The organism is Acinetobacter sp. 129952, assembly GCF_056642055.1.
Map to the genome: position 1 here is coordinate 1 of NZ_JBWVSU010000001.1, position 25,068 is coordinate 25,068.

The following is a 25,068-nucleotide window of genomic DNA, read 5'->3' on the forward strand; positions in this document are numbered from 1 at the left end:
CGCAGAATAACTTTCAACTTTTGCCAGTGTTGATCTGTCAGCATGGTACGAGGCATAGCGAATAGTAAAATTGGGTTTGGCGATTTGATTTTACTACTTCGCTATTTTTTTTAAGCTAAAAGTGTCAACACACCCTAAATAATCAGCTTAAAAAATCAAATTCAAACTTGACCTAAAAGTTAGCCATTTCCCCTCAATTTCAAACTGAAACAATAAATCCCATGTTAAACTATTCAATGGTTTTAGCAGGGACTCATCTATGCACTTTGTTCATCTTGGTATTCATACAGAATTTTCGATTACTGAATCCATCGTACGGATACCTGACTTGGTCAAAGCTGCCGAAGAAGAACAGATGCCTGCCCTTGCGCTCACGGATCTTTCTAACCTGCATGCTGCCGTCAAGTTCTATGGCAAATGTCTGAGCAAAGGCATCAAGCCGATTCTGGGTTCTGAAATTCGCCTGAATGATGCCGAACATCGCATGACCTTATTGGCCATGACCAATACCGGCTGGCGTAATTTGACTGAATTAGTATCTGAAGGCTTTATCAGTGGCCAGCAACTGGATATTCCCTGCGTTCAAAAACCATGGATTTTAAATCAGCCTGAGGACATGATTGCCCTGCTCGGCATGCATTCCGATGTCGGCAAAATGCTGATGAGTTCAAATCCGCAAAAAGCGGAACCGCTGCTAGAAGAATGGGTCGAAAAATTTGGTAATCGTGTTTATCTTGCCCTGACCCGTACCAATCGTCCGGATGAAGATAACTTTATTCTGGAAGCCGTTAAGCTGGCAAAAAAATACAATATCGGTGTGGTCGCACATAATGATGTGCATTTCATGACCCGTGAAGATTATGAAGCGCATGAAGCACGGGTATGTATTGCAGATGGTTATGTGCTTGGTGACAACCGCCGCCCTAAAACCTATTCACCTGAACAATATTTCAAATCTGCTGAAGAAATGACGGCGCTGTTCTCGGATATTCCATCTGCGATTGAGAACACCTATCACATTGCCAAACGCTGTAATGTGACGCTGCAACTGGGCAAATACTTCCTGCCTGATTATCCGATTCCTGAAGGTCATACCATTGATACCTTCTTTGCACACTTGTCCAAAGAAGGTCTGGAAGAACGCCTGAATTTCCTGTATCCGCCTGAACAACGTGATGAAGACTGGCCAGAAATCCGCAAGCCTTATGATGAGCGTATCGAATACGAGATTAACATCATTAACTCGATGGGATTCCCGGGCTACTTCCTGATCGTGATGGACTTCATTCAGTGGTCGAAAAGTAACGGCGTTCCGGTCGGTCCGGGCCGTGGTTCGGGTGCAGGTTCACTGGTCGCCTATAGCTTAAAAATTACCGATCTTGACCCGCTGCGTTATGAACTGCTGTTCGAACGTTTCCTGAACCCGGAACGTGTTTCGATGCCCGACTTCGACGTCGATTTCTGTATCGCAGGCCGTGACCGCGTGATTGACTATGTAGCACGTACCTATGGCCGTGATGCGGTCTCCCAGATTGCAACATTCGGCACTATGGCGGCCAAAGGTGCGATTCGTGATGTTGCGCGCGTTTTGGGTAAATCTTATGGCTTGGCGGATCGTATCTCGAAAATGATTCCGACCAAGCCTTTAGGTCTAAGCCTGCTTGAGTCACTAGAAGCTGAACCCCAGCTTAAAGATATCGTCACCAATCCATCCAATCCAGACCATGACGATGCAGCCGAAATCTGGGAAATGGCACTGAAACTGGAAGGTATTACCCGAAACACCGGTAAACACGCCGGTGGTGTGGTGATCTCGCCAACCAAAATTACCGATTTCTCTGCGGTCATGTGTGATGCCGATGGTACCGGACGCGTGGCACAGTTCGATAAAGACGATGTCGAATCTGCAGGTCTGGTGAAGTTTGACTTCTTGGGTTTGCGTAACCTGACGGTGATTGAAGATGCGGTTAAAAATATCAATAAACGCATCAAAGCGGATAAACCTTTAGATATTGCTTATATCCCGCTTGAAGATAAAGACGCGTATTTGGTCTTTGCCAATGCCAACACCACTGCGGTATTCCAGTTTGAATCCGTGGGCATGAAAAAGATGCTGAAAGAGGCACGCCCAAGCAAATTTGAAGAAATTATTGCTTTCGTATCACTGTACCGTCCAGGTCCGATGGATCTGATTCCTGACTTTATTCACCGGATGCATGGTGGCGATTTTGAATATCTGCATCCCTTGCTTGAAGGCGTACTAGAACCCACTTATGGGATTATGGTGTATCAGGAACAGGTAATGCAGGCTGCACAGTATTGTGCCGGCTATACCCTCGGTGGCGCGGACTTGTTACGTCGGGCCATGGGTAAGAAAAAACCGGAAGAAATGGTCAAACAGCGCCAGATCTTTATTGAAGGTGCATCGAAAAAAGACATTGATGAAGCTACGGCCAACCATATCTTTGACTATATGGAAAAGTTTGCCGGCTATGGTTTTAACAAATCGCATGCGGCTGCCTATGCTTTGGTTGCCTACCAAACTGCATGGCTGAAAGCGCATTATCCGGCTGAATTCCTGTCGGCAGTATTGACCTCGGAGATGCAGAACACCGACAACGTGGTATTCCTGATTGATGACTGTCGCAAGAATAATCTGGAAGTTTTACCGCCGTCAGTGAATATGTCGCTGTATCAATTCCATGCTATCGATGAGCAAACCATTGTCTATGGTCTGGGTGCGATCAAAGGCGTCGGTGAAGCGGCGATGCAGTCAGTGATTGACTCGCGTGCGCAAGAAGGTTCATTCCGTGACTTGTTTGATTTCTGTCATCGTATTGACCTGAAAAAAATCAATAAGCGTACTCTGGAAGCACTGATTCGTTCAGGTGCATTGGATTGCTTAGGCATTGACCGCGCCGACCTGATGGCGCAACTGCCTGAAGCGGTTCAAGCTGCGGAACAGGCACGTTCCAATCGTGAAACCGGCATCATGGACCTGTTTGGCGAAGTGGAAGAAGTTCAGCGCAAGCCATCTAAGCCAGTCAAACCATGGGCAGATGAAGTTCGTCTGAAAGGTGAGAAAGACACGCTTGGCCTGTATTTAACCGGCCACCCGATTGATGTGTATCGCAATGAACTAAAAGCCTTTGTGCCTAGTCAGATCAATGAGCTGACGCCGACCCGCCGTGGCGTGACCACCGTGTTTGCAGGATTGGTGGTGGATATTGCCAACTTTCCGAACCGGATGATGATGACACTGGATGATGGTACGGCACGGATTGAGATTTCAGCCAATCACGAACGCTTCAACCGCTTTAAAGAGATTATCCAGCTCGATAAAGTGGTGGTGATTGAAGGTGAAATTTATGAGCGTGAAGGCTTTGACCGTCCGATGGGACGCCTCACCAAAGCATTTAGCCTGAATGAAATTCGTCAGAAACGTGCCAATAGCATCAAGATTACTCTCACAGCCGAGCATTTCAGCAAGAGCTTGAGCCGTGACCTGCAGCAGATTCTGACTCCTTATTGTAATGTCGATATGTCAGCACATATTCCGGTGATTCTGTATCTGGACTATCCGTATGCCACGACTGAACTGCATCTGGGTCTCAACTGGAAAGTTGCCCCACTGGATGAGCTCTTAGCCAAATTGCGTGATTATTTTGGTAAAGAAGCCTTGCATATTGAGTATCAGGTCAAGTCCAAAGCTGCCAAAGCCGTGTCCTATGAACAGGCCAAGCCGGTGGATATTCCTCCGCCGCCTGCGGGCATGAGCATGGATGATGCACTGGAGCTGTATCAGGCTGAATCCCAGCCGCAATATTCATAAATCCTGATCTTTAAAACACCTTAAAATTGGAATCCTCATGAGTCAAATTGACAATGCTGCTGTTTCAGCACATCTCTCCCATGTGCGTATTGTCATGGTCAATACCACTTTACCTGCCAATATCGGCAGTGCCCTACGTGCCATGAAAACCATGGGCTTGTCTAAGCTGGTTCTGGTGGCACCGAAAACCTATCCACATCCGGATATTGATGCGCTGGCCGCGGGTGCAACTGACCTGATCGAGCAGATCGAGATTGTAGAAACACTTGAAGATGCCATTAAAGACTGTCAGATTGTATTCGGTACTAGCGCACGCAGCCGTACCATTCCCTGGCCGCTGTTAGATGTGCGCCCTGCCGCTGAAAAAGCCATGACCGCCGTGGTACAAGATCAGCAGGAAGTCGCGATTCTATTTGGCCGTGAAGACCGTGGTCTGACCAATGAAGAACTGGCGATGGCCAATTATCATCTGACTATTCCTGTAAATACTGACTATGGCGTATTGAATGTGGCTCAGGCGATTCAGGTGATCTGCTATGAAATGCGCATGGCGACGATGAGTCAAATTGAACAGCCACGTGATGCTAAAGCGACCATGCAAGTCATTGATGGCATTGAAATGGAATGGGATGAACCTTTGGTCAACCATGCCCAGATGGAACAGTTCTACCCGCACTTGGAAAAAATGCTGGCAGAAATTGAATTTATGGACCCAAAAAATCCAAGATTATTGCCTTTACGCTTGCGTCGTCTCTTTGGACGTATACAATTAGATCGTATGGAATATCACTTACTTCGTGGTATTTTTAGCCGTGTTCAGGCATTGAACAACGGCACCTGGAAAAAATCTTCACACACATCATCACAGGACGAGGATCAAATCTAATGCTAAAACAGCTCAAAGAAGATATACAAGCTGTCTTTGCGCGCGATCCTGCAGCACGCAATACTTTAGAAGTCTTAACCACTTATCCTGGCATTCATGCGCTGATCATGCATCGCATGGCACATGAGCTATGGAACAAAGACTGTAAAGGAACTGCGCGTGCGTTGTCTTCGTTTAGCCGCTTTGCCACCGGCATTGAAATTCATCCCGGCGCAAAAATTGGCCGCCGTTTCTTTATCGATCACGGTATGGGTGTCGTAATTGGCGAAACTGCTGAAATTGGCGATGACGTGACGCTTTATCACGGCGTGACTTTGGGTGGAACGACCTGGAATAAAGGTAAACGTCATCCGACCCTAGAAGATGGCGTGGTGGTCGGTGCTGGTGCCAAGATTCTAGGGCCATTTACCGTGGGTAAAAATGCCAAAGTCGGTTCTAATGCGGTCGTCACCAAAGCGGTTCCTGAGAACGCCACAGCTGTGGGCAACCCGGCACGTTTTATCACCAAAGACAAACCCAAAGATGATGCTGAAGCGCGTCGTCGTGACTATGCAGAAAGTATCGGTTTCCAGCCCTATGCCGCAACTGAAGACCAGTCCGATCCGATTTTGGAAGGCATGCGGATTCTGCTGGATCGCATTCAGCAAAATGAAAAACGCATGAACAACTTGTGCAATCGTCTTTCTTTGTTAGATCCGACCTTTAACAAGCAGCAACAGGATGGCCAGCCTTTGAGTAAAAAAGAGTTAGAGATTCTGGAAGAAGCGCGCCGTGAATGTGAAGCGCAAACCAGCCAATCCAAGGCCTGAATATCACACTTCACTCTGTAACACGGGTTTACTTGCATGATGGTTATAGTTTTCATAGACTGACGATCATGCAATTTTTGAATAGATGTTTTAAAAATAACAGAATGGATGACTATTATGACCTTTAAGCCTTTGGCACTTGCTTGCTTAGCATTCACAATTACTGCATGTTCCACCACTCCTCAGAAATCTGCTGAGAAACCTGTAGATCAAGTAGTTTTTGTAGAGCCTGAACTGAGCCCACCATTTTATGCTTTAAATCCATTCAATTATAATGAACCACCTGAATTTGAAGTGCATTTGAAAAAGGCTGCGGCCCAGCCTGTAACCAAGATGGTGGTGACGGATCCTAATGATCCATCCAAGCAACTGACCCTGGATGTGAATAAACTGATTATTCCAGTGGTAGATAGCAATACACGTGCAATGCGTTATGCAGCACTTGCCAATTCAAATGAAATCGATATCACCGAAATTGACGATTTCCTGCAAATGGTCGAAGGTAAGGCACGTCATTATCCACCACGTTTCAGCGATCGTCAGGAACGCCGTGGTTTTGAAGCCAAATTGCGTGAAGTCACCCGACAACTGGATACTTTAGCGGCCCGTCCAAATGCCTCTTTTGATGTGTTGATGCGTGCTTTTAAAGCCAGCGTGATGGCACGTAACCTGGATCTGGGTTCAGTTTATACCACCAATTCCCTGACCTATGCCCAGCGTATTCTCAAAATTAACCCGGATGATCCTGAAGTCAACTTCTGGTTTGGTTTTGGTCTGTCTGAAGGCGGTGGTCAACGTGAAGCCATCGCTTATCTGGACAAAGCCATGAAAGCTGGCGTTCAGGAGGCTTATCTTTCTGCAGCCAATAATTATATTGCATTGGAACAGAAGAAAAATGCCACTCAAACCTTGACGAACTATAAGGTGAAATATCCGCAAGAAGCTGAAGTGGCGGACCGCCTGATTCAGGAAATTGAAAAAAATGGCCGCTGGAATGTTTGGCAAATTCTGCAAAGCTCAACACCTGCTCCGGTTGCAGAGCCAGCAACAGCACCTGTAACGCCATAACAAGATTCGCTTCAATTTGATTACAAATAGACTGCTACGGCGGTCTATTTTTATGGGAAAAAATTAGTAAAATACAAAACATTATCCCGCTTTATAACTTGAATTCAGTGAAAAGTTTTATGCACGAAAAAATAAATAAAAGATTAATGCTGTGCACTTTACTCATCACCAGCGTACTCAGCGGCTGTCAGGTGGTCAGTGTTAAGGAACAGGCGATTAATGTCACGCTGAACAATGAGCGTGACAGCATCTTGACCCGCGACAAGCTTAGCGAAGCCAGTCTGAATGTGTTGTCCATGACAGGTCGTGAAGCTCAGATCTGTATTGATCAGCCCGAAGAATGTGTGGAAGATCTGAAAAGTATTCCCCAGATTTTAGATGAACAATTGCTTTCTACAGCAAGTGAATTATATCTAGCCAACTCCTTACAAAATGCCAAGTCTGCCGAATGCAACACCGGTGTTTTAAACAAAACCCGATCACCGGAAAAACAGCAACAACACAAGCAGAATATCCAGAAATGTCTGGATCAGCAGCTCACTATGCTGGATAAAAGCATTCGTTATAGCTATGCCTATCTATTTAAAACCGAGCGTGCGCCGCAAGAGCGTATTTTTGATAACCGCCAGGTTCAGATTCGTGACTTTTATAACCTGGCGATTGCCCATCTGATTCAACGCTATGCTGAACGTTATAAAACCAAACAGTCCGGCCAGCGCATTCAGGTCGGTGATAGTGTATATACCATTGATCTGGAAAATTTTCCGCAGCTGAAAAACCAGACCATTGAACAGCTGATGTCCACCTATAACATGAACTTTTCCGGCCTGCGTTCTATCACCCGCCGTGATGGTTTTGGTTCAGAATTTTTAGTGGTCTTACCTGAAGCACAGCAAACCGAGCAGGATAAAAAATATATTGTCGATCCGCTCAAGCACAACTATCCAAATGGTATCAATCCAAACATTCATTCAGCCCGCTATCTGGCGACCACCATTACTGCTGTACCCAAATCCGCGAATTCGACGGAACAGATTTTATCTACTTCAGAGTTTCACCTGAAACTGTATGATCCTTATAAGCATGAAAAGATTAAGGTGGCTTCGAAAGAATATGCGCTGGCCGCCAACTTTTCTGCACCTTACGGCTTATGGCTAGCCGAGAATAATCTGGGGCGTTTAGCCTATCTGACCCTGATTAATCGCGAAGACAGTCTGAGCATGCCGCACCTGTACATGCTGGAACCTTATAATCCGAACAAGAAAGTGCTGGTATTGATTCATGGCCTGGCCAGCAGTCCTGAAGCCTGGATTCGTCTGACCAACGACATTATGGGTGATCCGGTATTAAGAGAAAATTTCCAGGTCTGGCAGGTATTTTATTCTACTAATATGCCGATTCTGGAAAGCCGTTTTCAAATTAATGCTCTGGTTCAGCAAGGCTTTGCCCAGGTCGCGAACAATGCACCAGCCAAAAAAGATGCGGTACTGGTCGGACATAGCATGGGAGGTGTGATTGCCCGTTTAATGGTCAGTCAGGCCGATATTACCCAAGATGCATTCAAGCTGGTACAAAATACCCGCATTGCACAATTTAAGGATAACCCGCTCTTTAAAGCACGCCTGCAAATGCGGCCTATTCCAAATTTCACTCGGGCCATTTTCTTAGCGACACCACATCGTGGGACAGAATATGCCGACCGCTGGCATACCAAACTGGCCCGTAAAATTATCCGTATACCGGGTGCATTTTTGGGTGCCTTTGCCGATACCCTGCAAGGCCAGATCGGGTTAAACGAGTTTGTCAAAGAACTGGGGCATGACCTGATTCAAAATGGCCCAAGCGATCTGAGTGAAAATTCAAAATTCACGGCGTTGACCCAGGATATTCAGCCTTCTAAAGATATCAAATTTCACTCGATTATCGGCAATACCGTAGATACGCAAGACACCAAGCTCATGAGCGATGATATCGTTTCATATGAGAGTGCTTACCTAAATGGTGCTGTATCTAGCAAAGTCATTAAGGGTGGCCACTCGATTCAGGAAACGCCTGAAGCCGTACTGGAATTACGCCGGATTCTCAGATTACATCTGACCGATCTTGGTCTTTATGATCCGGAATAAACTATCGTCTTGATTGAGACTTGCCACCGCATGTTCGCATCCGGTGGTTTATTTTTTAAAATTGCAAATAATGCTGAATAAGAAGCCATAGCGACAGATCTGAGCGCTGACTTAAAGATTCATCTGGAATTTCATTTCTTTCTAAAAATTAAATTTGATAGACTTGCTGCAATACAGCTTTAAAGCTGAATTGAATCAGCAGATTCATTTCACATTTTCGATCTCCTGTGCTCAACCATGTTGGATTGGCCTGATTGAAAATGTGCTTTAAATTTTCCTGCATAGCCTATTGAGCAGTATTTGCATTTATCTCTTGTTGAAAGGATTTATTTTTAATGACCAGTTCAGAAATTATGGCTGATCTTTCTACCTTAACGCCCATGATGCAGCAATACATGTCGGTGAAAATGCAGCATCCGCATTCTTTGATGTTTTATCGTATGGGTGATTTTTATGAACTGTTCTTTGAAGATGCACACAAGGCAGCCAAGATTTTAGGCATTACCCTGACCCATCGTGGTAAAGCCAATGGTCAGCCGATTCCTATGGCGGGCGTGCCTTATCATGCAGCCGAGGGCTATCTGGCACGTCTGGTCAAAAAAGGCGAAACCGTGGTGATCTGCGAGCAGATCGGCGAGGTTACTGGGAAAGGACCGGTTGAGCGTGGTGTAGTTCGGATTATTACACCGGGCACCCTGACCGATGATGCCATGCTCGGTGCACATCAAAGCTCGAATCTGGTGGCTTTATGTATTCAGCAGAGTCAGATTGGCATTGCACTTCTCGATCTCAGCGCTGGCTTATTTAAAGTACAGCAGCAGGATTATGATCTTAACCAGCTCATGATTGAACTGGCACGTTTGATGCCAAGCGAAATTCTGCTGGATGAAAATATCGCTGATTCGACATTGACCGAACAACTCAAACAGCAACTGGATATCTCGGTCACCAAACGTCCAAATGTTGATTTCAACCTGAATAATGCACAAAAAACCTTATGTGACCAGTTTGCCGTCAGCACGCTTTCAGGTTTCGGAATTGATCATTTACCTTTGGCTAAAGCAGCCGCAGCGGCACTGATTCACTACGCCAAAGAAACCCAGAAAACTGCGTTACCGCATATCCGCACGATTCAGCTAGAACAGAGTTCAGATTTTATTGCTTTGGATCCGGTGACACGCCGTAATCTTGAACTGATTGAGCCTTTATTTGAACATGGGACGTCCTTATTTCAGCTAATCAATGATTGCCAGACTGCCATGGGGGGGCGCTTGCTCAGTCGCACCCTGATGCAACCTTTACGCGATACCGCCTTGCTGGATGAGCGCCTGGATGCCATTCAAGCCCTGCTGCAAGGTTTCCACGAAGTACCTGTACGTTTGGTACTAAAAGAAATTAGCGATATTGAACGCGTGCTGAGCCGTATTGCGCTTGGCAGTGCCCGTCCACGTGATCTGGTGCAATTGCGACAGGCCTGCGCGCAAATTCCATTTTTACGCCATGCCCTGCAACCGATTGTCAGTCAGCAACAGTCCAAACTTTTAGTACAACTCAATGAAGAACTCGGCGACTTCCATGATCTACATCAACGTCTGATGTCTGCCATTGTGGAAAATCCACCCGTCCTGCTTCGTGATGGTAATGTCATTGCAGAAGGTTTTGACAGTGAACTCGATGAACTACGTCAGATTCGTGATCATGCCAGCCAGTTCCTGATTGATCTGGAAATTAAAGAGCGTGAACAAAGCGGCATTCCGGGACTGAAAATTGGCTACAACCGCGTCAGTGGCTATTATATTGAACTGACCCGCGCACAGGCTGAACAGGCACCCGAGCACTATATTCGTAGGCAAACCCTGAAAAATGCCGAACGCTACATCACACCTGAACTGAAAGCATTTGAAGACAAAGTCTTATCAAGCGAATCGCGTGCCTTGGCCCGTGAAAAAATGCTGTTTGAAATGCTGCTGGATGAACTGCGTCAGGATATCGGCAGTTTACAGATGATGAGCAGCGCCATTGCCCAGATTGATCTGATTGCTAATTTTGCCCATCAGGCGCGTTTACGCAACTGGTCGCGTCCAAAATTCAGCCCGGAAGTCGGCGTCAGTATTACTGCCGGTCGACATCCGGTGGTAGAAGCCCTGAGTAAAACCGCCTTTACGCCGAACGATACGCGACTGGATTTTTCCCATCGGATGGCGATTATTACCGGTCCGAATATGGGCGGTAAATCGACCTTTATGCGCCAGACTGCATTGATTGTATTACTGGCTTATTGTGGTGCCTATGTTCCGGCACAAGCTGCAACCTTAGGTCCGGTTGACCGTGTCTTTACCCGTATTGGTTCTGCCGATGATTTATCGACCGGCAAATCAACCTTTATGGTGGAAATGACCGAAACCTCGCAAATCCTGCATCATGCCACCAGCCAGTCTTTGGTACTCATGGATGAAGTTGGCCGTGGAACCAGTACCTATGATGGCTTGTCTTTGGCTTGGGCCTGTGTGCTGGATCTGACCAAACGCATTCAATGTTTATGTCTATTTGCTACCCATTATTTCGAACTGACTGAACTGGATAAGGAAAGTGGCATTAATAACTACCATGTCACGGCCAAAGAGCTGAATGGTAATCTGATTTTATTGCATAAGGTGCAACATGGCCCGGCCAGTCAAAGTCATGGCTTGCAAGTCGCGAAATTGGCAGGCATTCCGGCTGCGGTGATTAAAGAAGCGCAAAACCGCTTAAAGATTCTGGAAAAACAGCATCAGGCCAAGCCACTGAGCCCGCAGCATGATCTGTTTGCAATGCCTGAAGTTATGGAGCCTATAGAACGTATCATCGAAATTGAAAAAGAATCGCCTGCACTGGACTTACTCGAAGATATTGATGTAGATAGTTTAACTCCGCGTGAAGCCTTGCAGCAGTTATATGCGCTCAAAGACCTGATCAAACAGTCAAGTTAATTCTCGGTCCTAGACCTCATCTGGCATAGGGTCGATGTCCTGAACATACCGATGAATGCTGTAATTCATCGGTATGCGACCTTTTTTCAAATTTAACAGCCCTATATATAACAAATATCAATAAAAGGAATTGTTAGTTCCCCCTGTTTTTGCCTAAAATACAGCATTCGTAATTAGAACCATATTTTTTAGGTAGCTGTCGCCATGACCTTCGTTGTCACTGAAAATTGTATTAAATGTAAATATCAAGACTGTGTTGAAGTTTGCCCTGTAGACTGTTTCTATGAAGGTCCTAACTTCCTTGTGATTAACCCGGACGAATGTATCGACTGTGCGTTATGCGAACCTGAATGCCCGGCAAATGCAATTTTCTCTGAAGACGAATTACCAGAGGGTCAAGAAGTCTTTATTGAACTGAATGCTGACCTGTCACAAAAATGGCCAAATATCACACAAATTGGTGACCAGCCAGCAGACCGTGAAGAATGGAATGGCAAAGCAGACAAATTACAATACCTTGAAAAGTAATTAGTTTAAACTTTAAAAGATCAGCAAATGCTGATCTTTTTTATACTCAACGCACACATTTCATTGCAATATTCTCCAAATTTCTCCCTATATTTAGTCTAAAATAGCGCTATTTTGTAAATATCTGATTTCTATAAATGAAGAACTTGTTAAAGGGATTATTGAGTCTTTGTATAATTCCTCTTGTTTTTGTGGGCTGTACCACGACCACAAAACAACCTGGACAGGCCACCACACCTGCTGGAAAACGGATTTACATTCCACAAGAACGTGTTCAATACGATCGTAAAGCCCACCCAAAAACTGTGCCTTATGTGTATACCCACTGGGTATCGGCACTGGATAATTTGTCACGCGTGCGTGAATATGAGGTTTTTCTGGAACGTCATGGGGTTGGCAATATCATTCCGAGTTTCGAATTGATGCGTACTGCACGTGATTGGGCCAAGTGTGGCCGTTCCCAATACATGATTCCAAGCCGTGAATTATGGGCCAATCAGATCCCAACTTTAAAAGTCTTTAAATATCTGGTTGCAGCCAATGTACTGACTGATTTTGAAGTCACGTCAGTCTATCGTGACCTGCCTTTAAACCAGTGTGCCGGTGGTGCCAACTCTTCACGCCATCTGTACAACTCTGCCATCGATTTCCGGATTGGGCCTGAATATCCGCAGGCACAAGATTATAGCTATATTGAAAATACCAAGTTCAAATTGTGTCAGTTCTGGGTACAGCATGGTCAAAGTCTGAATATGGGACTTGGCATGTATGCTTCAGGTCAAATCCACATCGATACCCAAGGTTATCGTACCTGGGGACCGAGTTTAGGCCGTAATTCCTCAATGTGTAATTACTAAGTCATGACAACCACTCTACAAAGTTCATTCAGGACATTGTAGAGCCTAAAAAATCATCACCTATAGAACAATAAATTGCGCTCTGCCGCGAAAAGTTTAAAATGCACGCATCGCAATCGAGGTGCTAAGACTATGCAACAAATGTGGACAGACATTGATCACTACATTGATTCACATTTAATTCCTGAAGACCCTATTCTGAATCAAACTCTTGAGAATACCGCAGCGCACGGTTTTCCTGATCATCTGGCTGTAGCACCGAACCAAGGCATGTTGTTGCAGATGCTAATCCAGATGAACCAATGTAAACGTATACTGGAACTCGGCACATTTGCAGCATATAGCACCATGTGGCTGGCACGTGCTTTGCCGGATGATGGCTATATCCTTACCATTGAAGGACGTGATACCCATGCAGCGATGGGTCAGGAAAATATTGATCGCGCGCAGCTTAAACAGACCGTCGAACTGAAATGCGGCCGTGCAGCAGATGTGCTTAAAGCCCTGCCTGAAGATACGGAAGCTTTCGATTTCATCTTTATTGATGCAGACAAACAGAGTTATCCGGAATATCTGGAACTCAGTTTAAACCTGTCGCACTCAGGTACACTTATTTTTCTGGACAATGTGATTCGTGCTGGCGAAATCATTAACCCAGACAATAATAAACCAAGTATTGAAGGCATTCGTGACATGTTTAAAGCGCTTCAAAATCATCCACGTATCTTGTCATGCACTGCTTTACAAACGGTTGGCAGCAAAGGACATGATGGTTTTGCACTCGCGATTGTGAAATAAAACAAGAAGAACAAAAATCACCCAATTACATATTTACCATAAATAACATTAACTTATAAATATTAACCACAGAGTTATCCACAATATATGAGGATAACTCTGGTCATTTTTAAATCAAGCTGTAACAATTTACGATTAGACTTCGCGCTTGGCTATTATATGCAATTCTCACTTCGCAACCAGTAAAGGCACTTTAGAATTCCGGAAAATCGTGGTCGCAATACTGCCCAAAAAGAACTGGTGGATTTTACTGTGACTAAATGCACCCAACACGATCAGCTGAATCCCGAGTTCCTGCTGATAGGTCAAAATATTTTCTGCGACATCGCCATAGCGGTATTGTGGCACCACATCTAAACCGGCCTGATTTAAATATTGCAAAGGCTCATTTAGAATTTCAGCATGATCACCGATATATAAAAGATGGCATTGCAATAAGCGCAGCAAATCACTTTCCGCAATCCGTTTCATCATCTTGATACAGGTCGGTGAATATTCATAAGCAAAAATAAATCGTGTCGGCGGCTTAAACTGTTCTCCGACCGTCATCACGGTACAGTTTGCCCCACGAATAAAATTTTCCACATTGGTACCAATCGGTTTGTTTTTTTCAGCGGAGCGTTCACCGAGTAATCCAATCACTGCGATATCATCAGGCTGCAGGATCTGAAAGCTTTGTTCCAGAAAATCACCCTTTTCCTGAATATGGGTGGTTTGAATGCCGTGTTCTGCCAGAATCCGCTCCGAAATGTGTTGCAGCAGGTTATTGCTATAATCCAGCGCGATTTCACTTTGTTTTTGTTCAAGCTCAGCCAGTTCTTTCAGTAACATGGCATTACTTTCAAAGCCAATCACTCCGCTGATTTCCCCCAGATGATAACTGGCCGGGTAATAATCCAAAACCTGTAACAGGACCAGTTCACGGCCAGTCTGTTTGGCAATCCATGCCGCCGCGTCTGCCAGCGCGTTTATACATGGCGATGAGTCGATGCAGGCGATGACACGTTTCATGTTTAGCCTCTCTTCTATTTATGATAAAAATTTCTTAGTTATTTTTAACTTAGCATAAGCATTCAAAAATGTGCAGCGAAATCTGTAAGGCTTGACTTGAAATATGTTAACTTTTATGTGAACAAATATAGATCAATATATCGAACCATCTGCTGAGTCAGGCTGTTGTATCAAGCAATTGACTTCCAAAAGCTTATTCACGATAGCGAATGAATTGGGCCGGATTACCGGCGACAATCGCACGCTTCTCGACATCCTTGGTCACCATACTGTTCATTCCCACCACGGCCTGATCTGCGATTTTAATTCCGTCCTTGATACCGACATGCGCACCGAGCCACACATCCCGACCAATCTCGATGCCTTGCGAACGTACTGGCTGCTGATAAATCGGCTGCTCCAAATCCATGCCATGATCAAAGGCATAAAGATGACAATAAGCGGCGATGCGCACCTGATCATGCAGTTTAATCCCCACCCGGCCACCATCCAGAATACAGTGATGATTGATCGCCACTTCATTACCGATCTCTAGGGGGCCATGTAAGGTGCAATCTGCAGCAATAAAGCTATTATCACCAATAATGATTTTGCGTCCCGGCTCCGCGAAAATATGTGCAAGAGGTGAAATAAAACAGTTTTCACCAATCTCGACGGTTTCCATTTCCATCAAGTAAGCCTGATAGTCCTTTTGCCACGCTTCTGCCCAACCGCGATTTTTTGGCTTTAAAGACCAGTATAGCCAAGGCATGTAATTCAGGCGATGTTTATGCTGCTCACGATATTTCAGTAATGGATCTACGTCAGTCATCTGTCGCTTCTTCTATGATTTTGAGCTGTTCACGGCCGCGGGTCACATCTTGAATTTTTAAGGCAAAAGGTTGAATTTGATGTAACTGAAATAAGGCGCTGATCTGCACCCCTTCGGCTGTATATTCTTCCTGATAATCGATTTGCTGCTGATTCAATTCATATTGAAAGATGGCCCATTCATTGAATTGACAGGAAAATTGCACCTTCTTCTTTTCAATCAGTTCAATTTTTTCTGCCAACAACAAACATTGTCCAGCGCAACCGCCATAGGCACGTACCAAGCCCCCTGTTCCCAGCTTGATCCCGCCATACCAGCGATTGACCAGTACCAGCACATTGGTCAGCTCATTGCCTTCAATGGTCGCCAGAATCGGGCGTCCTGCAGTACCTGATGGTTCACCATCATCATTAAAGCGTACCTGATGGCCAATTTTCCAGGCCCAGCATTGATGCGTGGTGCTTGGATCGCGATAGGCCTCCAGAAAATCTTTCACGTCCTGCTCATTTTCAACAGGGGTGGCAAAGGCCTGAAAGCGACTTTTTTTGATGTCTTCCTCGAAACTGACCAGGCTGGCAATGGTAAATGGCATAACTTCAGGCTTTAAACTCTCACTGCTGCAGTATACCTGCTTTGCACAGACAAATAAAAAGCCTCTCCACGGAGAGGCCTGATTTTAATCGATTGTTTTACTCACTTTCTTGGCAAATATTATCGTTCACGCAAGGCTTCTTTGGCTTTGTTAAATGGCTTAATCAGATAATCAATCACGGTTTTTGAACCTGTACGAATATCCACGGTGGCCACCATCCCCGGAGTAATATTGAACTCCTGACCGGTATTATTGCTTAGCTTGTCACTGTCGGTACGGATATACACCCGATAATAAAATTGATCCTGTTTGACTTCATCACGCAAGGTATCCGGTGAAATCATCGCAACTTTACCATTCAACCCACCATAGATCGAATAATCATAAGCTGTAATTTTGATCAGCGCTTCCTGATCAGGGCGAATAAAGGCAATATCACGCGGTGAAATTCGTGCTTCAACCAGTAATTTTTCATCTAGTGGCACGATGGTCATCAACTTGCCATTTTGTGGAATCACGCCACCCAACGTCATCACATCAATCTCTTTGACGACACCGCGAACCGGTGCTTTAAAAGCAGTTCGGCTCAAAGTATCAGACTTGCCACGTACCACCTGTTGCTGGGTTTCCACATCGGTATTGGCCTTGGACAGCTCTTGCCGCGCATTCACATAATATTGATTACGAATATCATTCATCTGATTACGCAGGTCATTGGCTTCACGTTTTAGACGCAACACTTCAACTTCACTGGCTGCCCCTTTGGCGACCAATGGCGCGGTCATTTCCAGTTCTTGCTGCACCAATAACAAAGCCTGTTCCAGGCCTGCAACGGATTCTTGCAAATTGGCACGACGCGACTGATACAGGGCCGTTTCTTCTTTAACCAGTTTTAGATATTTTAACACTTCTTCCGGAAAGACCAACGGCGCACCGGTGACTTCCGCACGTAAACGGGCTGAAGTAGCACGTGACGAAACCAGCAAGGATTCTGATTCACCGACGTTGGATTCAAAGCGGGTCGGATCAAGCTGAGCCAATACTTGCCCACGCTCGACAATTTCACCTTCTTTGACGTTGAGTGTGGTGAGAATACCACCGTCCAGAGACTGAATCACCTACTCTTTGGATGATGGAATTATTTTCCCGGTACCGGTAGATACTTCTTCCAATTTGAATAACCAGGCCCAGGTCAGTAATACCAGTAGGCCAATGCCGATAATCCAGATGATGACACTTGATTTGGGTAATGGCGGTCCCTGAAAGCTGACCTTGCTGGAACGTTTTAGTTGCTGTAGTTCACTCATGCACTTGCTCCCACAACCCGCTTATTACCACCCTGCGACTGATTCAGGATCTGATCCCGTGGTCCATCCATCACAATCTTGCCATCATTGACCACCAGAATACGATCCACCAGTTCCAATACCGCACGGCGATGAGTGGCGACGATCATCGTACGATGGGTTAAATACCCTTTAAGATGATCAATCAACTGTTTTTCTGACACATCATCAATAGCAGCGGTCGGTTCATCCAGTAGCAAAATCTTTGGTTGATGAATCAACAACCGCGCCAATAACAAGGCTTGGCGCTGTCCACCAGAAAAGCCGACACCACCCTCTAAAATGATATGATCCAGCCCTTCTTTTTTCTCCTGTACAAATCCCAGTGCACCGGTAATTTGTAAGGCTTCCAGAATTTGCTGATCGGTGGCCAAAGGTGCACCCAAAGTCAGGTTTTCACGAATTGAACCATAAGATAACTGCGAGTTCTGATTTAGCAAACTCATATCACGCCGCACATCTGACGGATCAATCAGGGTCAGATCAATCCCATCCAGCTTGACCTTGCCCTGTAACGGTGTCTGCATCCCAGACAAGAGCTGCAACAAGGTCAATTTTCCTGCACCATTACGGCCCAGAATTGCAATTTTCTCCCCGGGCTTGATCTCTAGCTTGGGAATCATCGAACTCGGTTTCGGATCATCATCGCCATATTTGAACACCACACCGTTGAGCTCATAATGCCCATCCAGTGCCGGACGATGAATCAGGTGCGAATAATCCGGCTGGTCCACCGGTTTTTTCATGAGTTCATCCAAACCAGCCTTGGCGACTTTAGCCTGTTGCAAGCGACCCAGTACACCCGTAATTTGTGAAATTGGTGCCAGCATGCGTGAAGATAGAATCGAACAGGCCACCAGTGCGCCTGTGGTCATGTCACCCTCTATCACCGCAAAAGCCCCGACCAAGACTACAATTGCAAAGGTCAGTCCCTGAATTTTTTGGGTCCAGGCGGTCATCAAGCCGATAATTTTACGTTGCTGCATGCTGACATCGGCTGATACTTCATTCATATGATTCCATTGGTTCTGGAAACGCGTTTCAGCTCTTAACAGCTTGATGTCTTCAATTCCTTGTACAGCTTCTACCAGCAAGGCATTGCGGATGGCAGATTCGCGCATGCCCAACTGAGCCAGCTGTGCCAATTTTTTCTGCGCCAGAATTCCCGGAAGAATCATTAAGGGTACAACGAGTAGCATGACCCAGAACAGATTGCCACCGATCACCCAGAAGATCCCTAAGAACAGGAAGAAGAATGGCAGATCGGCAATTGCTGTGACTGTGGTTGAAGTCACCAGTTCGCGGACGCCTTCCAGCTCACGAATTTGTGAAATAAAGGTTCCTGTTGATTTGGAACGTTCGCTGTTTTTAATCCGTAATGAATGACCAAACACCCGGTCGGAAATTTTTAAATCCGCGCGTTTACCAATGATGTCTGACAGATAGATCCGCGAGACACGTAAAACAAACTCAAAAATCGCGGCGATCAGCGCGCCACCGGCCAACACCCATAACGTCGGAATAGATTGCGATGGAATGACACGGTCATAGACATTCATCGAGAAAACTATCGTGGCCAGTGCCAGAATATTGGCAATTAAAGACGCAAACATCACATTGATATAGCGCTTCCAGTCATTCAGAACAATTGACCAGAACCAGTTTTTCTCAAAGGGTTTGATATATTCATCCACCCGCGCATCTGGAACTGAAGATTCAGGACGCAGCACATAAAGATGCTTTATGCCAACCTCTAACTGTTCAATCGTGAAACTTTGAGATAAACCTTCATCACCACTGAGCTGGATGCTGACATTGCCCTGTGTGTCGATGCGTTCAATCACCCCCACATCACCACTATCGAATTCAACCAGTAAAGGTAAACGCCATGGATTCAGCAGGCTGCGCTCAAATTTATTTTTACGGACATTTAAACCCATCTGACGACTGACTATCTTGAGCATGTCATCGATGTCATGATGCTGGTTCCAGTCCAGTTGCAGGCGTATCCGCTCCTCAGAAGGCTCGATCCGGTAATGCCGGGCAATATTTAAAACCGCTTTAAGCCACGGTTGATAATTTATTGTAGTACTCATGGCTGAACTTCAAACCCCTGAATAGAAATACGGTTAAGCGCGTAAATATCCCGTGTACGGCCGGTGACCTGAATGTACTGTACGATCGCCGAATAAATGTCATAGTGCGCCAATTCAATTTCCTGCGCGGCAGTATGAATGGCTTGCTCGGCGTTCAGCAAATCCACTACAGTTCGGGTACCCAATTTATATTGTTCTTGATACAGCTCTTTGGTGCGTACCGTGGTTGCGCGGCGCTGGGATAAAACCCCCATTTGTTTTTGTTTATTTTCAATCTGCTCGCGGATCAAGCACACCTGATCCAGCACATCCAGATAGACCGTATTGACCTGTGCGCGTGCAGCTTCTTCGGCATAGCTTGCGGCACGGGTCTGTGAACGCGTTGCACCACCCCGATACAAATTACTGCTCACTTCAGTCATGACTGAATTACAGAAGCCATCATCTTCATTATTATTTGGATTCCGTCCATTCATCGCCTGACTTAGACTGCCTTTGAGAATGATGGTCGGATAAGGAATATCCCATTCAACAATGGATACATCAAATCCTAGCAAGGTACACAAGCGTTGTTGATATTGTCTGAGTTGGGTCCGCTGTACAATCAGATTCGATTGCGCTGCTTCCAGATTGGACTGCGCCTGAATCGGGTCGGCCTGACTGCTGATCCCGGCACGGGCATGTAAATTGGCAACTTCTGCAATCCGTCCAATGCCCTGAATCTGCTGTTGGGCAATCTGGGTAATTTGCTGATAGCGTTTGATACTCACTATTGCATCAGCCACTTCAAATGCGATCTGATCCAGACTGACCAGCACCTTGGCCTGTTCTTCTGCCAATCGCGCTTCTTCCACACTGATATTGGTTTTAATTTTGCCAAAGTCATACAGCATCTGGGTGGCATTCAAAGAAACCATTTGTTGTCCACGTTCACCGGAAGTGAGGTCACCTGTCCCGATACCCCCGGATAACTGCGGATAATAACCCGCTCTCGCCACATCAATATTCGCGGCCTGCGCAGATAATGTCGAAATACTCTGGGTGATTTCAGGACGTCGTTGCACTGCCCGGTGTACGGCTTCCACCAGATTCATTGTCTTTGGAATGCCGGCTGTGCTTGTAGAACTTAAAGCCGATTGTCCTGACTGTGGCCGGGTAATTTGCGGCAGCTCAGCTACTTTTGATGTATCTAATGAATAATGACCGAGCGAGGTAATATCAATGGTGTGTGCTGATCGTGTCGGTTTGGGTGCAATCAGCTGACCTAAGCTATTCTTGAGATTGGTAAAATAATGGGGTGAGCTTTCTGCATGCCCTAAAGACACAGATAAAGGCAAAAGAAGAAGTATCAATCCCCTTCTTTTTTGATCTGTTTTCCCCTGATTTTTTTTAAAGTGTTCTGCCCTAAATCGTATAATTATGTAATGTTTCTTGTTTTAGCCTAACCATATATCAAATCCCTTTAAAAGAAATCTTTTTCACTTTGATTTGATCAAAAAAAACCCTGCATCCGACAACTGGCGTCTGATGCAGGGTTTTATATAAAGCAGGATTATTTAAACAGTGAAATCATCACCTAGATAAACTTTTCTCACGGTCTCATTCGCCAGGATTTCTTCTGGTGTACCTTCAGCAAGCAATGCGCCTTCACTGACAATATAAGCATGCTCACAAATCGCCAGCGTTTCACGCACGTTATGATCGGTAATCAGCACCCCAATTCCGCGATCTTTCAAGGTTGTAATAATATCCTTAATATCTCCGACCGAAATCGGATCGACGCCGGCAAAAGGCTCGTCAAGTAGCATAAATTTTGGATCAGCAGCGAGTGCACGCGCAATCTCGGCACGACGTCGCTCCCCACCGGATACACTCATACCCAAAGAATCTTTAATATGAGTGATTTTAAAGTCTGCCAATAACTCCGCCAGACGTTGCTGACGTTGTGCCTTGGTCATATCTTTACGGGTTTCCAGAATCGCCATAATATTTTCGGAAATTGTCAGTTTTCGGAAAATCGAAGCTTCCTGCGGCAAATAACCAATTCCCTTACGTGCCCGTTCATGCATTGCGAGGTCGGAAAGATCTAGATCATCGAGATAGATTTCCCCCTTATCCATCCGCACCAGACCGACCACCATATAGAAACTGGTGGTTTTACCGGCGCCATTTGGTCCCAGCAACCCAACAATCTGGCCACTTTCCATGCTGAACGACACATCTTTCACTACCCAGCGTTTATTATAGTTTTTCGCCAGATGCTTAATGGTTAAGGTTTGAACCTGCTGTGATTGCTCCATTAATCACGCGCTCCCGGGAAGGATGTTGAACTAGAGGGTGGAATCACGATTTGTACACGGCCAGACGATGAACCGGTTTTGTTTGGTGTTCCGGTAGCTTCGATATCGCCTTTGTTCATGCTGTATTTTAAAGTCGCACCACGAATACTGGCACCGTCCTGTTGCAGGAAGGCATTACCTGACAAGGTAATAATCCCGGTTTCAGCATTGTAGACAATTTTCTGCGCCTGACCTTTGGCAAGACCTTTGGCCGGATCCACTTTTTGCTGGAACTGTGCCGGGCTGCCTGTCGCTGTAATCAGGCTGATCTGACGCTTATTGTTCAGATTGGCCACAATCGAATTGGCTTGCAGCTTCATGGTGCCCTGTTCAATGATAACGTTGCCCGAATACGTCGTCACACCCGTCCGCTCATTGAAAGTCGCCCGGTCAGCCAGCAAAGTGATTGGCTGGTTACGGTCAGATGGCAGTGCAAAAGCAGCGATTGAACCGAGTCCAACCACAGTCGCCAGCGTCATACGCTTCAGGAAAGTGTGCATCATTTTGGCTTTAGGAGTTTGGTTCATACTTTCCTCGAATATTAAAGAATTCGTATTGACCATCATTAAGATTGGCTTTAAGACCCTGGCTGACGAATTCAGCCTGTGGATATTCCACAATCACTGTCTTGTCTGTTTCAATTTCACGTGTTTTCGGAAAAGCAGTCAGTTCTTCAGTACGAAACTGCATTTTTCCATTTTGCATGATTTTGGTGGCGAGCACTTCTTGAGAGAGTACAACTTTTGTATTGTCATCATAACCATGCGCCATTTTGGCAAAGAAAGTCGCATCGACTTTACCATTGTCATAGGTCGATGCTCGCAGATTTTCCAGCTTTGAGGTTTCTAGCTGCAGGTTCTGCTCGAGTCGGTCCACTTGGGCACGAACCGACACCTGGCCTGCTTCATCCGTCTGGGTTAAGTTAATATTTTGAGCGGAATAGGTCATGCTGCGCGCAGAGTCTGCCTGCAGCTTGTTGCCCTTGCCGCTGTAATAGTAATAACCACCACTTATTGCGGCAATAATCACAGCCGTAATATATAAAACTTTAGTATCCATAAGCGGTGTACTTAATCCAAAAGATATGACTTATTAATAAGGCGCACGAGTATATTTTTCAAGTAACTCTTGGTACATGCCTTTGGACATTAACAACATATCGCAGATTTCACGCACCGCACCACGTCCACCCTGCGCCTGAGTCACCAGATCGGCACGGCGGCGAACTTCAACATGACCATTAGGCACGGTCACTTTCATGCCGGCAATGGCAAAAGCAGACAGATCAGGCCAGTCATCGCCCATGTACAGGCAATCTTCAGGATCAATGTTGAGCTGTGCGCAGGCTTCACGAAGTGCTGTACCTTTGTCTTCACGGCCCTGATAGACCAGATCAACACCCAGATCCGACATACGCTTTTCTACGATATTGCTTTTACGTCCGGTGATAATAATCACCTTGATCCCTGCTTGCTGAACCAGTTTCATGCCCAGACCGTCACGAATATCAAAGGATTTGATCTCATCGCCAGTATTAGTCAGCGTTACAAAGCCATCACTTAAAATACCATCTACATCAAGCACCAGTGCTGCAATATGACGTGCCTGCTCTAATAATACATAAGATGCCATTTATTAATTTACCCCAGCCTGAATCAGGTCATGCATACTAATCACACCAATGACTTTATTGGCATCATCAACAACTACAAATTGATTAATTTTATGCTCATTCATACGTTCCAGTGCCACCACTGCACGTGCTTCCTGAGAAATGGTCAACGGATTTTTGGTCATCACGTCCTGAATAGCCAGATTGACATCAAAACCTTGCTGCTTATCAATCAAGCGACGCAAGTCACCATCGGTAAAAATCCCCAGCAACACATCATTTTCATCGACGACTGTGGTTAAGCCCAAGCGCTTGTTGGAAATTTCGTACAATACTTTATTCATGGCGGTATCTGGCGAGACTTTAGGTAAATCTGCGCCAGTACGCATCAGATGCTTCACATGCAATAACAGACGCTTACCCAGCGCACCTGCAGGATGTGAGCGTGCAAAATCATCCGAGGTAAAGCCGCGAGCATCCAATAAAGCTACCGCCAAAGCATCGCCCAAAGCCAATGTTGCCGTCGTTGACGATGTCGGCGCTAAACCCAGTGGACAAGCCTCCTGAATATTACCCAGCGTTAAAGCTACATCAGCATTTTGTGGCATTGGACCACGATCATCACCACTGATGGTAATCAGCGGAATTTCCAGATGCTTGATCAGCGGCATCAGCATCATGATTTCATCACTCTTGCCCGAGTTTGAAATTGCAATCAGCACATCACCAGCCACCAGCATCCCTAAGTCACCATGACCGGCTTCACCTGGATGCATAAAAAATGAGGGAGTTCCGGTCGAAGCAAAGGTCGCCGCCATTTTACGGCCAATATGACCTGACTTGCCCATTCCGGTAATCACCAGACGGCCAGTACACTGTAGAATAATTTCACATGCCCGGCTAAAACGGTCATCAATCTGTGTTGCTAAAATCTGTAGTGCATTTTCTTCGATGCGCAGTGTTTCAAGTGCGACTTTCTGGAAATCTAGTTGATTCGCTGTTTTTTGTGGATTCAAAGCCTGTTTACCTACGCTAAGGACAGAGAAAAACTCTGGTTTGATGGGCATAATTTTCGCAATTTTAGCATAGCTATGCAATTGTAAGCTTTCTAAATATAGAAGATTCGACGGATTTTTAATATATTCAGATTGTATTCAACTTGCGCAATCTGGTATCTCCGCCTCTACATTCACTCCATTTTTAAAGCGGTTATATGCGCTTGTTTTTATTTTTATAGAAACACGCTTACGCTATCCAAAATAAGTTTGGGTCAAATCAGACCAGACTCATTCAAATATAATTCCATCAGACTGGCAAACACTGCCTCTGAAAATGTAAGCTCAATATTCGCTATTTCACTTCCTGAACCCCTTCTTTATAAATCACTC

Annotated in this window: 19 protein-coding genes and 1 pseudogene; 9 read left to right on the forward strand and 11 right to left on the reverse strand. The window is 45.5% G+C overall.

Annotation, left to right across the window (positions count from 1 at the left end):
* Positions 1-259: 259 nt before the first annotated feature.
* The 9 genes from dnaE (at position 260) to AC1IR0_RS00045 (ending at position 13,873) form a co-directional block, all read left to right on the forward strand.
* Complete coding sequence (gene dnaE, locus AC1IR0_RS00005) at positions 260-3,832, forward strand: DNA polymerase III subunit alpha (RefSeq protein WP_409655132.1); 3,573 nt, start codon at positions 260-262, stop codon at positions 3,830-3,832.
* 37 nt (positions 3,833-3,869) lie between these two features.
* On the forward strand, positions 3,870-4,718 hold the full coding sequence (locus tag AC1IR0_RS00010; protein ID WP_004279927.1) for an RNA methyltransferase: 849 nt from the start codon (positions 3,870-3,872) through the stop codon (positions 4,716-4,718).
* Positions 4,694-5,527: a serine O-acetyltransferase gene (gene cysE / locus AC1IR0_RS00015; RefSeq protein ID WP_228127940.1), complete on the forward strand. Its 834-nt coding sequence runs from the start codon at positions 4,694-4,696 to the stop codon at positions 5,525-5,527. Before AC1IR0_RS00010 ends, cysE begins: the two co-directional genes overlap by 25 nt.
* Before the next feature lie 117 nt (positions 5,528-5,644).
* Positions 5,645-6,595, forward strand: coding sequence for an ABUW_2363 family tetratricopeptide repeat lipoprotein (locus AC1IR0_RS00020; protein ID WP_224215719.1), 951 nt, complete (start codon positions 5,645-5,647; stop codon positions 6,593-6,595).
* Positions 6,596-6,714: 119 nt separating this feature from the next.
* A complete protein-coding gene (locus tag AC1IR0_RS00025) occupies positions 6,715-8,721 on the forward strand; it encodes an esterase/lipase family protein (protein WP_218946972.1) in 2,007 nt (668 codons plus the stop codon).
* 335 nt (positions 8,722-9,056) lie between these two features.
* Positions 9,057-11,690 (forward strand): DNA mismatch repair protein MutS, encoded by a 2,634-nt coding sequence (mutS, locus tag AC1IR0_RS00030; RefSeq protein ID WP_409655137.1) that lies wholly within the window; start codon positions 9,057-9,059, stop codon positions 11,688-11,690.
* Positions 11,691-11,894: 204 nt separating this feature from the next.
* The gene (gene fdxA / locus AC1IR0_RS00035; RefSeq protein WP_004279936.1) at positions 11,895-12,218 is read left to right on the forward strand and encodes a ferredoxin FdxA; all 324 of its coding nucleotides are present in this window, start codon (positions 11,895-11,897) and stop codon (positions 12,216-12,218) included.
* A gap of 137 nt (positions 12,219-12,355) precedes the next feature.
* Positions 12,356-13,075, forward strand: a complete 720-nt coding sequence (locus AC1IR0_RS00040; protein WP_004279938.1) for a D-Ala-D-Ala carboxypeptidase family metallohydrolase — start codon at positions 12,356-12,358, stop codon at positions 13,073-13,075.
* A gap of 132 nt (positions 13,076-13,207) precedes the next feature.
* Positions 13,208-13,873, forward strand: coding sequence for an O-methyltransferase (locus tag AC1IR0_RS00045; protein WP_004646686.1), 666 nt, complete (start codon positions 13,208-13,210; stop codon positions 13,871-13,873).
* A gap of 168 nt (positions 13,874-14,041) precedes the next feature.
* Here the strand turns inward: AC1IR0_RS00045 and AC1IR0_RS00050 are convergent, their stop codons facing one another.
* From AC1IR0_RS00050 to AC1IR0_RS00100, 11 genes and pseudogenes are all read right to left on the reverse strand, one after another.
* Complete coding sequence (locus tag AC1IR0_RS00050; RefSeq protein ID WP_004279943.1) at positions 14,042-14,884, reverse strand: universal stress protein; 843 nt, start codon at positions 14,882-14,884, stop codon at positions 14,042-14,044.
* A gap of 193 nt (positions 14,885-15,077) precedes the next feature.
* Positions 15,078-15,695, reverse strand: a complete 618-nt coding sequence (locus tag AC1IR0_RS00055) for a DapH/DapD/GlmU-related protein (protein WP_004279945.1) — start codon at positions 15,693-15,695, stop codon at positions 15,078-15,080.
* Positions 15,688-16,287 carry an IMPACT family protein gene (locus AC1IR0_RS00060; RefSeq protein WP_005107226.1) on the reverse strand — a complete coding sequence of 200 codons (600 nt, stop codon included), beginning with the start codon at positions 16,285-16,287 and terminating at the stop codon, positions 15,688-15,690. The genes AC1IR0_RS00055 and AC1IR0_RS00060 overlap by 8 nt, the downstream gene beginning before the upstream one ends.
* Before the next feature lie 119 nt (positions 16,288-16,406).
* Positions 16,407-17,594 (reverse strand): annotated as a pseudogene (locus tag AC1IR0_RS00065) (beta-barrel domain-containing protein).
* On the reverse strand, positions 17,591-19,729 hold the full coding sequence (locus AC1IR0_RS00070) for a type I secretion system permease/ATPase (RefSeq protein ID WP_409655144.1): 2,139 nt from the start codon (positions 19,727-19,729) through the stop codon (positions 17,591-17,593). The pseudogene AC1IR0_RS00065 and the gene AC1IR0_RS00070 overlap by 4 nt, the downstream one beginning before the upstream one ends.
* Positions 19,726-21,066 (reverse strand): TolC family protein, encoded by a 1,341-nt coding sequence (locus tag AC1IR0_RS00075; RefSeq protein WP_479741149.1) that lies wholly within the window; start codon positions 21,064-21,066, stop codon positions 19,726-19,728. The genes AC1IR0_RS00070 and AC1IR0_RS00075 overlap by 4 nt, the downstream gene beginning before the upstream one ends.
* A gap of 219 nt (positions 21,067-21,285) precedes the next feature.
* Positions 21,286-22,029, reverse strand: coding sequence for an LPS export ABC transporter ATP-binding protein (gene lptB, locus AC1IR0_RS00080; RefSeq protein ID WP_005104345.1), 744 nt, complete (start codon positions 22,027-22,029; stop codon positions 21,286-21,288).
* On the reverse strand, positions 22,029-22,595 hold the full coding sequence (gene lptA / locus AC1IR0_RS00085; RefSeq protein ID WP_004646679.1) for a lipopolysaccharide transport periplasmic protein LptA: 567 nt from the start codon (positions 22,593-22,595) through the stop codon (positions 22,029-22,031). Before lptA ends, lptB begins: the two co-directional genes overlap by 1 nt.
* Positions 22,579-23,127 carry an LPS export ABC transporter periplasmic protein LptC gene (lptC, locus tag AC1IR0_RS00090; protein ID WP_479741085.1) on the reverse strand — a complete coding sequence of 183 codons (549 nt, stop codon included), beginning with the start codon at positions 23,125-23,127 and terminating at the stop codon, positions 22,579-22,581. Before lptC ends, lptA begins: the two co-directional genes overlap by 17 nt.
* 33 nt (positions 23,128-23,160) lie before the next feature.
* Positions 23,161-23,700, reverse strand: a complete 540-nt coding sequence (locus AC1IR0_RS00095) for a KdsC family phosphatase (protein WP_004279958.1) — start codon at positions 23,698-23,700, stop codon at positions 23,161-23,163.
* Positions 23,701-23,703: 3 nt separating this feature from the next.
* Entirely contained in the window at positions 23,704-24,747 is a 1,044-nt protein-coding gene (locus AC1IR0_RS00100; RefSeq protein WP_004279959.1) for a KpsF/GutQ family sugar-phosphate isomerase, read from the reverse strand.
* Positions 24,748-25,068: the final 321 nt, after the last annotated feature.